Source organism: Amycolatopsis sp. NPDC114478 (assembly GCF_055633805.1).
The window spans coordinates 1-14,489 of record NZ_JBVKDO010000031.1; the positions used below are offsets into that span (position 1 = coordinate 1).

Genomic DNA, 14,489 nt, shown 5'->3' on the forward strand with positions numbered 1-14,489 from the left:
GCTACGAACGCAAACCCAGCCACTACCTCGCCTTCCTCACCCTCGGCGCCGCCATCACTTGCTACAGGAAACTCGCCAAATGAGACACGCTCTAACTCCGCCGGACCGCACGCGCTGGCTGCGACGTGGCCGAGCGGCCGGAGGGGCCAGCGGACTCGGCCGTTGCGGCGACGCCCGTCGTGGGACGAATGCCTCATCGGTGTCGTGAACACCCCGAACGGTGCGCTCGAGCTGCACCCGGGCGGCGGCGCGGATAACTTTCGGTTCGTGGTCAGATTCGGTGCGGTCGCCGTGCTCGTCCTGCTGGCGCTCGGCGCCGGCGCGCTCGCCGTGGCCGCCGGCCCGTGGTGGTGGCTGCTCGCCGTTCCGCTGCTCGTGCTCGCCGCCGTCGGCTGCCGGGATCTGGTTCAGCGCAAGCACTCGGTCCTGCGGAACTACCCGGTGCTCGGGCACCTGCGGTTCCTCCTCGAAGCCGTGCGGCCCGAGCTGCAGCAGTACTTCGTCGAACGCAACTTCGACGGCCGCCCCTACGACCGGGACGTCCGCAGCATCGTCTACCAGCGGGCCAAGGGCACCGACGCCGAAGAGCCGTTCGGGACCGAGCGCGACGTCTACGCCGACGGCTACGAATCCCTCGTCCACTCGATGACCCCGGTCGCGCCCCCGGACGACCCGCCCCGGATCCGGATCGGCGGGCCGGACTGCACGCGGCCGTACGACATGGCGCTGCTGAACGTGTCGGCGATGAGTTTCGGTTCCCTTTCGGCCAACGCCATTCTCGCCCTCAACAAAGGCGCCGCGCTCGGCGGTTTCGCCCACGACACCGGCGAAGGCGGCCTGTCCGAATACCACCTCCGGCACGGCGGTGACCTCGTCTGGGAAATCGGCACCGGCTACTTCGGCTGCCGCACCGGCGACGGTGACTTCGACAAAGCGGAATTCGCCGGCAAAGCCGCCCACGACGCCGTCAAATGCGTGTCGCTGAAGCTTTCCCAGGGCGCGAAACCCGGCATCGGCGGGGTGCTGCCCGGTGGCAAGGTGAACGCGGAGATCGCCCGCGTCCGCGATGTACCCCAGGGCAAGACCGTCATCTCCCCGCCGTACCACCGGGTCTTCTCGACTCCGCGCGAGCTGGTGCTGTTCCTCGCCGAGCTGCGGCGGCTGGCCGGCGGCAAGCCGACCGGGTTCAAGCTCTGCGTCGGCTCGCGTCGGCAGTTCCTCGCCGTCTGCAAGGCCATGCTCGCCGAGGGCGTCACGCCGGACTTCATCATCGTCGACGGCGCCGAGGGCGGCACCGGCGCCGCGCCGCTGGAGTTCGCCGACCACATCGGAACGCCGCTGACCGAAGGGCTGATCACCGTCCACAATGCACTCGTCGGCACCGGCTTGCGCGACCGGATCAAGATCGGCGCCAGCGGCAAGGTCGCCACCGGCGCCGACATCGTCAAGCGGCTGGTGCAGGGCGCGGACTACACCAACGCGGCGCGGGCGATGATGTTCGCCGTCGGGTGCATCCAGGCGCAGCGCTGCCACACGAACACCTGCCCGGTCGGCGTCACCACCCAGGACGCCCGGCGCGCCCGCGCCCTGGACGTCGCGGACAAGTCCCTGCGCGTCGAGCGCTTCCAGCGCGCCACCGTGACCGGCGCCCAGCGGATCATGGCGTCGATGGGCGTCCGGTTCCCCGCCGAGCTGCGCCCGCACATGCTGCGCCGCCGCGTCGACCCGCACCGGGTGCTGTCCTACGCCGAGCTCTACGACTGGCTCGCTCCCGAGCAGCTGCTGTCGGAACCGCCCGAGCAGTGGGCACGCGACTGGGCCGAGGCCCACCCGGACCGCTTTAGCGTCTGAGTCGCCGGGGACCGGCGCCGTTCTCGGTGGTCCGAACAATCTCGGCCGCAACTGCAACAGCCCACCGGGGCAGCGGCATCTTAAGGGTGTGCAGTTCGAAGAGTTCTCGCGCGAGCAGCTGCCGGGCCTGGTGCGGTTCGCCGCCGTTCTCACCGGGGACCGGGAGCTGGCCCAGGACGTCGTCCAGGACGCGCTCGTGCGGGCGCACCGCGGGTGGCGGCAGGTGGCGGCGGCCGATCGGCCCGAGCTCTACCTGCGGAAGATGGTCGTCAACGGCTATCTCGGCTGGCGGCGCCGGTGGTACCAGCGGTCCGTGCACCCCACGGCGGACGTCGCCCTGATCCGGGAGCCGACCGCGCCCGATCCGGCGCGGCGGATCGCCGATGCCGACCAGCTCAGCGGGCTGCTCGCGCGGCTGAGCCGGGCCCAGCGGGCGTCGATCGTGCTGCGGTTCTACGAGGACCGCGACGACGCCGAGATCGCCGCCGTCCTCGGGTGCGCGCCCGGGACCGTGCGCAGTCACATCTCGCGTGGCCTCAGCTCGCTGCGCGTCGGGATCGAAGAAGGCAAGGAGAGCGTGTGATGACCGACCTCGACGAGCTGCGCCGCGTGCTGCGCGACCGGGAGTACCTGGCCCCCGATCCGGGTGCCGTGCTCGCCGGCGCCACCCGGCGGATCCGGCGGCGCCGGGCGACCAGCGTCGCCGCGGTGACGCTCACCGTGGCCGCCCTCGGCGCCGGGGCGGTCGGACTGCTGAACCGGGCTACTCCGGCGACGCCGCCGGCCACCCTCGCGAGCCCCGTGGCGAGCGAGGCACCGGACGCCGCCGAGGTGCCCCCGGCCGCGCCGGCGATCAGTCTCGAGGACAAGTCCTGGGAGCTGCTGTTCTGGGCCGTCCACCCGCACTCCGCCAGCCTCCACTACGGGCAGGACCACCGGTACGGGTTCGACATCGACGTCGAGGACGGCCGCGCCCCCGCAAGCGCGCTGCCCGCGAAACCCACGGCCGCCGCCCAGATCGCGCACCCGAAGACGGTCATGTGGCAGGACGGCCCGCAGCGGTGGGTCCGGGTGCGGACCACGAAGCCGGTGACGGCCGAGCAGATGCTCGCCCTGCTGGCGAAGATCGGCACCACGCCGCCGGTGCTCGCGTCCCCGCTGAAGTCGCTGCAGGTCCCCGGCGGGCAGAAGGTCGCGGGGTTCACCAGCGAGCCCGAGACCAACACCCTGGTGCTCTGCCCCGACCTCGAGGCCAACCTGGCACCGCTCGACCCCCGGTGCTTCTCCCTGTTCGTGTTCCTGACCGGTACCGGCGAATCGACGGGTGGCGCCGACCCGAAAGATCCGCTGCCCGCGCACCAGAGCCGGAAACTCGGCGGGTACACCCTCGAGATGAACAGCTCGTACCCCAACAAGGCGGCGGCGCGGGCGTTGCTGGATTCGGTCCGGCTCACCCGATGAGCCCGGGCCTCGCCCGGCCGAGGGGGTCCCGATGCGTGTTTCCGTGCTCGTCGTCCTGGCCGGCCTCGTCTTCGGCGCGCTCACCGCGGCGGTCTGGGTTCGCCCCGCGAGAACGCCCGCGGCGGTCGAACTGCCGGTTTCCTACCTACCACCGTCGCCGGCCAAGATCCCGGAGCGGGCCGGGGTGACCGTCGACGTCCGCGGCGAGTGGTCGTGGGCGTTGCGGGAGATCGACACCGGCGCCGTGGTCGGCGACGGGACCCTGCGCACCACGGCCGAATCCCTGGTCGAGATCTGGATCGCCGTCGACTACCTCGCTACGCGGGACTCGCGGATCTCGGCCGAGGACGAGGGCCGGGTGACCCGGATGATCCGCGGCGGCGACGACCGCGCCGCCCGGACGCTGTACCTCCGGCTCGGCGGCGACACTTCGATCGCGCGGATGATCCGGACCTGCGGGCTGCGCGAGACGGTGCTCCACCCGGGCTGGTGGTCCAAGACCACGATGTCCGCGGCCGACGCGAGCCTGCTCGGCCGGTGCGTGGCCCGCGGTCCGGGCCTGAGCCAGCGGTGGCGGGACAAGCTGCTCGACGTCATGCGGTCGGTCGACGCGGGCGACGCGTTCGGCATCCCGGACGCGCCGGCCTTCGCCGGTCTGCGCCCGGCGGTCGGGAACGGCTGGACCCGGCACGGGACCTGGTGGACGGTGGACTGCCTGGCGATCTGGGACCGCTGGGTACTCGCGGTCATGGTGCACTACCCGGAGCAGGGGAACGGGCACCGGTACGGGGCCGAGGTGTGCGAGACCGTCGCCCAGCAGCTGTTCGGCCGCACGAATACCGGTACGCGCCGAATCGGGGGGTGATCCACGGAACATCCGCGTCCACCCGCGAGTTGAGGGTGGGCATGAACCAACTCGTGGACCGCACGATCGCCGCCCTGCGCGCCGAGCACGACGTGCTCGCCGGCCTCGTCCGCACCCTCACCGACGAGCAGCTGGCCGCGCCCAGCGGCGCCGAGGAGTGGACCGTCGCCCAGGCCGTCTCCCACCTCGGCAGCGGCGCGGAGATCGGCCGCGCGCCCATCGCCCGGGCCGCGGGGGAGACCGTCGAGGCCGAAGACAACCCGACGATCTGGGCCCGCTGGGACTCGTCCACGCCGCGCGCGCAGGCCGAAGGGTTCCTGGAGCACAACGCCCGCTGGCTCGAGGCGGTCGAGGCGCTCACGGCCGAGCAGCGTTCGTCGCTGACCGTCGACCTCGGCTTCCTGCCGGAGCCGGTCCCGCTGGTGACGGCGCTGGGCATGCGGCTCAACGAGGTCGCCAACCACTCGTGGGACGTGCGGGTGGCGTTCGACCCGGCGGCCGGGGTGTCCGCCGAGTCGGCGGAGGTGATCGTCGACCTCCTGGCCGGGCCGGTGGGCTTCTTGGTGGGCTTCTTCGCGAAGCCGGCCGAGCTGGCGAACCCGGTGTCGGTCGCGGTGCCCGGTGGCGGCCTGGTGATCGACGACTCGGTGACCGTGGTGGACCACCTGGAGGCGCCGTCGGCGACGTTCACCGGGCCGGCGGAGGCGTTCGTCCGGCTGCTCAGCGGCCGGCTCAAGGCGCCGTACGACCAGGGCGTCACGGTCGAGGGGAGCGTCACGCTCGACGACCTGCGCCGGGTTTTCCCGGGCTTCTGAGGGTCAGCACGTCCCGCTCGGCCTCGTGCCGGGCGGGGCGAACTCCAGGCGCAGCGCGGCCGAGCGGGGGACGACGAACAACACGCCGTCCGATGTCCGCCAGCGCGCGGTCACGAACACGTATTGCCCGCCGGACTGGAGCAGCAGCTTCAACCCCGTGTACCGGTACCGGTACGCGGCTTCCGGCTGGCCGCACACGACTTGCCGGACACCGTCCGCTTCGAGGCTGAGGCCGCGCTCGCTGTAGACGGTCACGGCCGGCATCGCGGAGATCCGGACCGCCGTGGCGAACGCCTCCCGGACCCCGACCTGGGCGGAGTAGTCGGAGACCGCCCAGAACAGCCCGAACGCGACGAGCAGGTACGTGGTGATCCATTCGGCGACGAGGAACGCCGGGGCGTGTTCGCCGGGCGTCAGCCGACCACCGCGAGGACCACGCCGACCGCGAACGCGAGCCCCGGCAACCCGGCGTGGAAGCCGAACGGATCGACGCCGAGCACCTCGGGCACGGTGACCCCGACCAGGGCCACGCCCGCGATCGTCGCGAACGGCGGACCGAAGCGGGCCAGCCTGGCCCGGTCCGGTCCGGCAGCAGGAACCGCGCGAGCCGGACGACGGCGAACGAGCCGAGCCCGATCCCCGCCGCGGCGCCGATCGGCAGGTGCAGCCCGAAAGCGCCGCGCGCGAGGATCTCGTCCGAGGTCTGGTCGAGCACGGCGTAGTGCACCCGGAAGTAGCCGAAGAACTTCTGCGTGTAGACGAGCCCGAAGAAGTACAGCAACGCACTGGACAGCGCGAGGTTCGCCGCCACCGACGCGATGACCTTGCCGGCTTGCGAGGCCCCGGCCTTCGTGCGGGCAGCGCCGTCCACGGGTGCTGGCCGCCGCAGGCCGGTGCGGCGGACGGTGCCGGAGACCGCGGGCACGGGAACCTACGGTGCTTCCGAAGGCGTGTCAGGGGTGCTTTCCGCCGGCGGCACCGGATCCCGGGTGTCCGGGCACGGTCCGGTGTGGACGGTGATGACCCCGCCGCGCCGGACCTCCTTGGCGGGCGTGAGCCGCTTGGCGCAAGCGCTTGCCCGGCCGTCGATCACGACGGTGATGCCGCACCGCGGGCGCGGGCAGCCCAGGCCCCTGGTGTCTTCGTCCAGTTGCCCTTGGATGGAATCCCGGACGTCCTTGGCCAGGCGGTCGCCCGACCCGACCTGGGTGCTGTCGTACTCGATCGGGCTGCCCAGCGCCCCGGGCGGAGGCGAATCCGAACCCCGGGGCGGATCCGGCTCCGGTTGCCCGGTCGGCTCCGCCGGGGCCCCGGGCGTCACCGGAGCCGGTTCACCGGGTGCCGCCGTCGGGTTTCCGGGCGCGGACGTCCCGCCGCACCCCGCCACGAGAACCACGGCCGCGACCGCCGCGCTCCAGCACACCTTCATCGGAGTTCGCCCCCTCACCTGGACTTCCTGGTGAGGAGAGGGCGCGGGGCCGCGGAAAAATACACCGGCGGCTCAGGCCGCGGTGCTCAGTTCGACGAACGCCCGGACCCCCGACTCGAGCGCGTAGTTCATCGACCCGCCGTTGGGTTCGAAGCTCGTGTGCTCACCCGCGAAGTGGATGCGGTGCTCCGGAGCGCGAATGGCCGGCATCAGCTTGCTGTGGCCGCGCTCGGGCAGGACGTACGACCCTTCGATCCACGGCTCGTGGTCCCACGCCACCGAAACCCCCAGCTCGAACTGCTCGTGCGCCCCCGGGAACATCGTGTCGACGTGGTCCAGCGCGAACCGCACGCGCTCCTCGCCGGTCATCGCCGCGATCGCGCGGGCGCGCCAGCCCGTCATCAGGACCTCCAGGATCCGCCTGGGGCCGGGCTGGTTCGCCGTCGCGTCGCGGACCCAGCGGATCGGCAGGTCCGTCGACACCGAGACGTTGTGCCCCTTCCAGAACTGCTCGCGCACCTGCAGGTACACCCGGACGATGGACGCGTACCGCAGCTTGCGCGTCGCCTCGATCTTGGCCTCGGTCAGCCGCGCGTGGCTGACGTCGACGTGGCGGATCGCGCTGAACGGCACCGTGACCACGACCCGGTCGGCGGCGGCCCGGGCCGGCCGTCCGTGGTCGAGGTAGGTCACCGTGGCCGAGTCGTCGTCCTGGTCGAGCCGCACGACCGGGGCGCGGTAGCGGATGCGGTCGCGCAGCTCGTGGGCGAAGGCGCGGGGCAGCTCGTCGGTGCCGCCGGCGATCTTGCCCCACCCTTCGGTCGAGGTCAGCAGCGAGCGGTAACCGCTTTCATGACGCAGCCACGACAACGCCGAGGCCGAAAGCAGGTCGCCACCGCGCATCTCGAGGAACATCGGTTCCATGAGGTCGATCGCCGTCTGCGAGGCGCCCCGGGCGCGCAGCACTTCGTCGACAGAGGATTGATCGAGCTCCTCGAGGTCGGCCGAGGGCGCCCAGTGCGGCGCGGTCAGTTCGGCGCCGAGCTCGTCGGCCGCCGCCGTGACGTACCGGGCGATCAGCTCCGGCACGCCGAGGCCGCGCTCGTGCTCGGCGAGCGGAAGCCCCGCCGCCGCCAGGGAATCCGCGTCCGGCCGGACGAACTTGCCGTCGACGAAGTAGGAGAAGTCCTGGTCGAGCAGGTCCGACCGGTCCAGCCCGACGCCGAGCCGCTGCCGGTAGTGGGTGACGTAGTGGCATTCCGGCGTCACGGTCATCGCCCCGGCCTCGACTTGCAGGCCGTCGGCGAACGGCTGCCGCAGGGTGCGGGCCCGGCCGCCGGCGCGTTCGGTGGCTTCGAGGACGGTGACTTCGCAGCCGGCCCGGTGCAGCTCGTACGCGGCGGCGAGGCCCGCCAGCCCCGCCCCGACGACGATCGCCGTCCGGGGCGGGCGCAGGCCGCGCAGGTCCTCGCCGAGGTGCCGGCGCAGGTCGGCGGGGGTGGGTGCGGGCACCGTCACCAGCTCCAGCCGCGCTCCGCGGGCGGGGTCCAGACGTTCGCCTTCTCCAGGTACGGGAAGACCTCGCCCATCAGCTCGATCTGCTCGGCTTCGTACATCACCGGCAGGAACATGAACCCGCGCACGCCGGTCTCGCGGTGCAGGTCCAGCAGCTGCCCGGCGACCGTCTCCGGCGACCCGACCAGCACCTTGCTGCCGCACGCCAGGCCGAGCGTGCGGGCGATGTCGTCGAACTCGCCCTCGTAGTTCTCCTGGTAGGTCTCGCTGCCGCCCATCAGCTCGGTCGCGATGTCGCGGGCGGCGCCCATGTCGAGCGAGTCGCGCACCCACGAGAACTTCTCCTGGGCCTCCGTGTCGGTCTTGCCGAGCAGCACGCCGACCGCGCCCGCCATGTTGACGTCGAGGGGGTCCCGGCCGGCGGCTTCGGTGCGCTCGGCCAGGGAGTCGACGGTCTTGCGGACCTTCGAGTAGTCGTCGGGCAACGGCGTGAACGCGAAGTCGCAGGTCTCGGCGATCAGCTGCTGGCCCGCGGCCGAGACGCCCGCGTTGAACAGGCACGGCCACGGCTGCTGCTCGATGTGCGGGCCGATCAGGCTGCCGCGCAGGTCGTGGTACTCGCCGTGGAACTCGACGTGCTCGCCGCGCGAAGCCCACAGCGTCTTGACGGCTTCCACGGCCTCGGTGGTGATCTTGTAGCGCAGGTCGTGGTCGGTGTCGGTGGGCGCGCCGAGCAGCTCGGCTTCCGGCGTTTTCCAGCCCGGCACGATGTTCCAGCCCCAGCGGCCGCCGCTGAGGGCGTCCAGGTTGGCGCCGAGACGGGCGATGACGCCGGGGGAGAGGTACCGGGTGTGCATGGTGGTGACGACGCCGATGTGCTGCGTCGCGGCCATCACGACCGGCGCGTAGATCGGCGCCGAGATGTGCGGCTGGGCGTGCCCGATGCGGGCGCTGTTCTCGCCGTGGGTGATGTAGCCGTCGGCGAAGAAGACGTAGTCCATGCCGATGTCTTCGACGCGGCGGGCGAGGTCCATCTGCGTGGCCGGGTCGAGCGAGTCCGGGTTGCGGTCGGCGACCGCCTTGGACGTCGCGGTGGGCGTCGGCGAGCTGAGCCACATGAAGCCGAATCGCAGCTGCCCGTCGGGGAGGCGGTCCTTGGTCGTGCCACGGGACATGCGCATCTCCTATCCGATGGTTGCTTTCAGGCAACCATGGTAATCACGCGATGGGGTGAAGTGTCAACTATTTCCCTTGTGGATCAACTAAAATCCGCGAGTTATCGAGTCCTTAGTGGACAGTTAACGAATACGCCGGGAAATCACTTGACGTTCTCGAGGTCCGCCCGCAGGTATTCGGCCGTATAGGACTTGCGGTCCTTCAGCAGCTTCTCCGGCGTGCCTTCGAACAGCACGCGACCGCCGTGGCGCCCGGCTTCCGGGCCCAGGTCGATCACCCAGTCCGCGTGCTTCACGACGTCGAGGTCGTGCTCGATCACCACGACCGTGTTGCCGCCGTCCACCAAGCGGTCCAGCAGGTCCAGCAGGTGCCCGATGTCGGCCATGTGCAGGCCGGTGGTCGGTTCGTCGAACAGGTAGACGTTGCCGGTCTCGCGCAGCCGGTGCGCGAGCTTGACGCGCTGCCGCTCGCCGCCGGACAACGTCGACAGCGGCTGCCCGAGCGTCAGATACGAAAGCCCGACTTCGGCCAGCAGTTCCAGCTTGCGCGTGATCGCCTCTTCGTCGAAGAAGCCGAGCGCCTCTTCGACGGTCAGCGCGAGGACGTCGACGATGTTCTTGCCCCGCAACGTCTTGTCCAGCACCTCGGGCCGGTAGCGCTGCCCGTCGCACGCTTCGCAGATCGTCGTCACCGGGTCCATGTACGCCAGGTCCGTCTCGATGACGCCGCGGCCCTTGCACTCCGGGCAGCCGCCTTCGGAGTTGAAGCTGAACAGGCCCGGTTGCGCGTTGTTGGCCTCGGCGAACAGCTTCCGGATGACGTCCATGACGTCCAGGTAGGTCGCCGGCGTCGAGCGCGTCGACACCCCGATGGCCGACTGGTCGATCATCACCGCGTCCGGGTGCTGCTGCCGGAGCGCCCCCGACACGAGGGTGCTCTTGCCCGACCCCGCCACCCCGGTCACCACGGTGAGCACGCCGGTCGGGATGTCGACCGTCACGTCGTGCAGGTTGTGCAGATCGGCTTTCTTGATGGGCAGCTGCCCGGTCGCCTCGCGGAACTCCTCCTTGAGCCCGGGGATGTGCGTCAGGCACTTGCCGGTGAGCGTCGACGCTCGCCGCAGCTGCTTGACCGTGCCTTCGAAGACGACTTCGCCGCCGTGCGTGCCCGCGCCGGGGCCCATGTCGACGACGTGGTCGGCGATGGCGATGACGTCGCGGTCGTGCTCGACGACCAGGACCGTGTTGCCCTTGTCCCGCAGCTCGCACAGCAGCTCGTTGAGCCGGTGCACGTCCCGGGGGTGCAGCCCGACGCTCGGCTCGTCGAAGACGTAGGTCAGGTCGGTGAGGCTGCTGCCGAGGTGCTTGACGGTCTTGAGGCGCTGGCCCTCACCGCCGGACAGCGTCGAGGTCTCGCGGTCGAGACTCAAGTACCCCAGCCCGATCGCTTCGACGCGCTCGAGCGCCGCGAGCGCGCCGGCCAGCACCGACTTCGCCGCCGGGAGGTCGAGGGACTTCAGCTCGGCGATCAGCTCGCTGACCTCCATCGCGCAGTGGTCGGCGATGGACTTGCCGTGGATCTTCGACGCGAGCGCCGCCTGGTTCAGCCGGCCGCCCTTGCACACCGCGCACGGCCCTTCGACCACGATCTTCTCGACCTCGCGGCGGTCGCGCTCCTTGAGCGTGTCCAGGCCGTTCTTGAGGTAGCGGCGGGTGAGCTTGACGACGACGCCTTCGTATTCGTTCGAGTAGTTCTGCCGCTTGCCCGAGCGGTCCACCCGGAACCCGCCGCCGTGCAGCAGGAGGTCCCATTCCTTCTTGGTGAACTTCTTGAGCGGCTTGTCCGGGTCGAACAGCCCGGACTGCGCGTAGAGCTGCCACATGTAGGTGCCGATGGCGAACAGCGGCGAGTCCAGCGCGCCCTCGTTGAGCGACTTGTCGTAGTCGATCAGCAGGTCGAGGTCGAGTTTCGTGGTCTTGCCGAGGCCCTGGCACTCCTCGCACATGCCCTGCGGGTCGTTGAACGAGTACAGGTTCGACGACCCCGCGCTCGGCTTGCCGTACCGGGAGAACAGCACGCGCAGCATCGCGTGGATCTCGCTCATCGTGCCGACCGTCGAGCGGGCGTTGCCGCCGATCGGCTTCTGGTCCACGACGATCGCCGTGGACAGGTTGCTCATCCGCTCCGCGCGCGGCCGCTCGTGCTTGGGCAGCCGGTTGCGGATGAACCAGCTGAACGTCTCGCTGAGCTGCCGCTGCGACTCGACCGCGATCGTGTCGAACACGATCGACGACTTGCCCGAGCCCGACACGCCGGTGAACACGGTGATCTCGCCCTTGGGGATGCAGAGCGAGACGTTCTTCAGGTTGTTCTCGCACGCACCCTCGAGCACGATGTGGCCGCCGGTGCGCCGGGTCTGCCCGTTCGCCATGACCTGCGCCTCCTCGTCCCGGGACGGCGCGTGCGCGGCACCGGGGTCGATCGGACGATTGGTTTCCGTACGGCAATCACTTTACCAGCTCGAGTCCTTCGCGGCCGCGCGAGGAGTACCGTGCCGCGAGGGTGACCTGCGGGCGAACGGGAAGTGATATCCTCTGATCTTCCGACTGCGGTGCGCTTTCCCTCGAAAGCTGAGGTGGGCAATGACGAAGTTCCACGGTTCCCCGACCGCCCCGCCGGGCCGTCCCGGCGAGCTGGAGAACGCGCTCTCCTACCTCCAATGCGTGCTGGTGGCGCGGCGCACGCGCGCGACCCCGGAGAAGATCACCTGGTCGCAGTACGACGTGCTGGAGACGCTGCGGATCCACGGCCCGCTGACGCCCTCGGCGATCGGGGAGTCCCTGGGCATCTCGCGCCAGAGCACGTCCAAGCTGCTGCGCGTGCTCAAGGACCAGTTCCTCATCGAGCAGACCTCGCGCGGCACCGACCGGCGCGAGCAGACGACGTCGCTGACCGAAGAGGGCGAAGAGTTCCTCATGCGCGCAGCTCAGGGCCGCCGGGAGACCGCGAAGGTCGCCGGCGCCGCGCTGACCGCGGGCGAGGCGAGCCTGTTCGCCGAGCTCTGCCGGAAGGTCGCCGACTCGCTGCACTCCACACCCCAGCCTTTCCCGCTCCGCGACGTCTGAGCCGCGCCGGTCACGCCCGGCCCCCAGACGTGCACACCGTGTGGCGGATTCCCCGGCTCCGGGGTGCCCAAACGCGGCCGCGGCGATGTCACGCCGCGTGCACGCCGGGCCCCCGCGCCTCCCATTGCGCCGATCGGAGCAGCGCGCACCGCTGATGGTCGTCAATCCACCCCGGATCCCCGCGCCCGAGTTGCGGCACCCGCGCCGGCCGGTACCGTTCGCGCGCGAATTCACCGCTATTCACCATTTTCTCAGGTAATCGTTTTCAGGCGATAAGCGCGACCCTCGGTTATTTGAGTATTCGACGATTTCCGGCGGGTTGACAGTCCTCCGGGCCCTTTGCATACTGGTTGCTGAAAAGAAATCATCTCATCCCGATTGATCATTGCTGCCGCCGTGCGCGGCGGCATCGGACAGGGGGAATCCATGCCCGTCGACGGAAATCCGGCCGGGCGCGAAGAACTCGTGCTGCCGCGGCTGTTCGAGCGCGCCGCCGCCGACCATCCACATCGGACGGCCCTGAGCGGCGACGGCCCCGAAGTGTCCTATGCGGACTTGAACGCCCGCGCCAACCGGCTCGCCCGGACCCTGCGCGTGATGCAGGTCCGCGACGGCGCCCCGGCCGGTCTCTTCCTCGACCGCTCGACGGACCTCGTGGTCACGCTGCTCGCGGTCCTCAAGGCCGGCGGCTGCGTCGTCCCGCTCAACCCGGCCTACCCGGCCCGGATGATCCGCCACATCGTCGAGGCGACCGGCCTGCGGACGGTCGTCCACCAGGGACAGCCGTCGCTGGCCGAGGCGGATCTGCCGGTCCGGCAGGCGCACGTCGCCGACCTCGTCGGGGAAAGCGCTTCACACGAGGACGGCAACCTGCCCACGGCGCCGGCCGCCGGGGACGACGCGTTCGTCCTCTTCACCTCCGGGTCCACCGGGCGGCCCAAGGGCGTCCGGCTGGCCCACCGCGGCCTCGCCCGGCTGGCCGTCGCCGACCCGAAGCTGACGGTGACCCCGGACGACTGCCTGGTGCAGCTGGCCGCGTTCTCCTTCGCCGCGTCCGGCAACGAGTTCTGGCTGAGCCTGCTCAACGGCGCCGAGCTCGTCCTCCTGCCGCCGGGCCTGCCGTCGCTGTCCGATCTGCGGGACGTCGTCAAGAAGCGCGGGGTCAGTGTGCTGAGCCTGCCTTGCGGGCTGTTCAACCTCTTGGTCGACAACGAGCTCGACGTCCTGCGCGAGCTGCGCGTGATCATGGTCAGCGGCGACTTCCCGTCCCCGGCGCACCTGGCGACCGCCGCGGAGCACACCACCGCCGCGATCTTCAACGGCTACGGCTGCACCGAAAACTCGGCCATCTCGTCGCTGTACCCGGTCACGCCGGCGGTCCGCGACCTCGACCGGGTGCCGGTCGGCAAACCCCTCGCCGGCGTCACCATGGAGGTGCTCGACCAGGACCTCAAGCCGTGCCCGCCCGGCGACGCCGGCGAGCTGGTCATCGGCGGCCTCGGCGTCGCCAACGGGTACCTGGACCTGCCGGACGTCCAGGCCGAGAAGTTCATCGACGGCGGCACGCGCTACCGCACCGGTGACCTGGCCCGGCTGACGCCCGACGGCGACGTCGTGCTCGTCGGCCGGTCCGACAGCCTGGTGAAGATCCGCGGGTTCCGCGTCGAGACCAGCGCCGTCGAGCTCGCCCTGAAGTCGTTCGACGACGTCGAGCACGCCGTCGTCAAGGCGTTCGGCAACGAGGCCAACGAAAAGAGCCTCGTCGCGTTCTACACCACCTGGAGCGGCCAGGAGATCGGCACCGGCGAACTCATCGCCCAGCTCGCCGACTCCCTGCCGGAGTACATGATCCCCTCGGACTTCCGCCGGCTCGACGCGATGCCGGCGAACCTCAACGGAAAGATCGACCGGGCCGCCCTGCACGACCCGCGCGCCCGGTCCCGGGAAGAAAAGGAGCAGCCCATGACGAACCCCCTCGAAACGGTCATCCTGCAGATGTGGCGCGACATCATCGGCACCGACGACTACTCCGCCACCGACCCGTTCGTCGGGCACGGCGGCAATTCCCTGCACTTCGTGAAGTTCGCTTCCGGGCTGCAGTCGGTCTTCGCGGTCGAAGTGCGCCCCGAAGACGTGTTCCGGCACGGCACCGTCCGCGGGCTGGCCGAGCACATCGAGTCGCTGCGAGCGGGCGCCTCCGCCCGCTGAGCCGGCAGACCGAACCGACGCACGGGGGGCCGCGATGATCGGAG

The 14,489-nt window shown here is 70.8% G+C and carries 12 protein-coding genes; 7 read left to right on the forward strand and 5 right to left on the reverse strand.

Annotated elements, in window-relative coordinates; all coding sequences use genetic code 11:
* Positions 1-267 precede the first annotated feature (267 nt).
* From ACZ7OH_RS46230 to ACZ7OH_RS46250, 5 genes are all read left to right on the forward strand, one after another.
* Positions 268-1,851: an FMN-binding glutamate synthase family protein gene (locus tag ACZ7OH_RS46230; RefSeq protein WP_470286734.1), complete on the forward strand. Its 1,584-nt coding sequence runs from the start codon at positions 268-270 to the stop codon at positions 1,849-1,851.
* Between the two features lie 88 nt (positions 1,852-1,939).
* On the forward strand, positions 1,940-2,434 hold the full coding sequence (locus tag ACZ7OH_RS46235) for a SigE family RNA polymerase sigma factor (RefSeq protein WP_470286735.1): 495 nt from the start codon (positions 1,940-1,942) through the stop codon (positions 2,432-2,434).
* Complete coding sequence (locus tag ACZ7OH_RS46240; protein ID WP_470286736.1) at positions 2,434-3,312, forward strand: hypothetical protein; 879 nt, start codon at positions 2,434-2,436, stop codon at positions 3,310-3,312. Before ACZ7OH_RS46235 ends, ACZ7OH_RS46240 begins: the two co-directional genes overlap by 1 nt.
* Before the next feature lie 31 nt (positions 3,313-3,343).
* Positions 3,344-4,177: a serine hydrolase gene (locus ACZ7OH_RS46245; protein ID WP_470286737.1), complete on the forward strand. Its 834-nt coding sequence runs from the start codon at positions 3,344-3,346 to the stop codon at positions 4,175-4,177.
* A 41-nt stretch (positions 4,178-4,218) separates the two neighbouring features.
* Entirely contained in the window at positions 4,219-4,992 is a 774-nt protein-coding gene (locus tag ACZ7OH_RS46250; RefSeq protein WP_470286738.1) for a maleylpyruvate isomerase family mycothiol-dependent enzyme, read from the forward strand.
* Positions 4,993-4,995: 3 nt separating this feature from the next.
* Here the strand turns inward: ACZ7OH_RS46250 and ACZ7OH_RS46255 are convergent, their stop codons facing one another.
* The 5 genes from ACZ7OH_RS46255 to ACZ7OH_RS46275 form a co-directional block, all read right to left on the reverse strand.
* A complete protein-coding gene (locus ACZ7OH_RS46255; protein ID WP_470286739.1) occupies positions 4,996-5,247 on the reverse strand; it encodes a hypothetical protein in 252 nt (83 codons plus the stop codon).
* 676 nt (positions 5,248-5,923) lie between these two features.
* On the reverse strand, positions 5,924-6,439 hold the full coding sequence (locus tag ACZ7OH_RS46260; RefSeq protein ID WP_470286740.1) for a hypothetical protein: 516 nt from the start codon (positions 6,437-6,439) through the stop codon (positions 5,924-5,926).
* Between the two features lie 54 nt (positions 6,440-6,493).
* On the reverse strand, positions 6,494-7,933 hold the full coding sequence (locus ACZ7OH_RS46265) for a flavin monoamine oxidase family protein (RefSeq protein ID WP_470286741.1): 1,440 nt from the start codon (positions 7,931-7,933) through the stop codon (positions 6,494-6,496).
* 2 nt (positions 7,934-7,935) lie between these two features.
* Positions 7,936-9,111, reverse strand: a complete 1,176-nt coding sequence (locus tag ACZ7OH_RS46270) for an LLM class flavin-dependent oxidoreductase (RefSeq protein WP_400882861.1) — start codon at positions 9,109-9,111, stop codon at positions 7,936-7,938.
* 143 nt (positions 9,112-9,254) lie between these two features.
* Positions 9,255-11,543 (reverse strand): ATP-binding cassette domain-containing protein, encoded by a 2,289-nt coding sequence (locus ACZ7OH_RS46275; RefSeq protein ID WP_470286742.1) that lies wholly within the window; start codon positions 11,541-11,543, stop codon positions 9,255-9,257.
* A gap of 211 nt (positions 11,544-11,754) precedes the next feature.
* Between ACZ7OH_RS46275 and ACZ7OH_RS46280 the strand changes: the two genes are divergently transcribed.
* Both ACZ7OH_RS46280 and ACZ7OH_RS46285 read left to right on the forward strand, forming a co-directional pair.
* The gene (locus ACZ7OH_RS46280; RefSeq protein WP_470286743.1) at positions 11,755-12,237 is read left to right on the forward strand and encodes a MarR family winged helix-turn-helix transcriptional regulator; all 483 of its coding nucleotides are present in this window, start codon (positions 11,755-11,757) and stop codon (positions 12,235-12,237) included.
* 426 nt (positions 12,238-12,663) lie between these two features.
* Entirely contained in the window at positions 12,664-14,445 is a 1,782-nt protein-coding gene (locus tag ACZ7OH_RS46285; protein ID WP_470286744.1) for a non-ribosomal peptide synthetase, read from the forward strand.
* Positions 14,446-14,489: the final 44 nt, after the last annotated feature.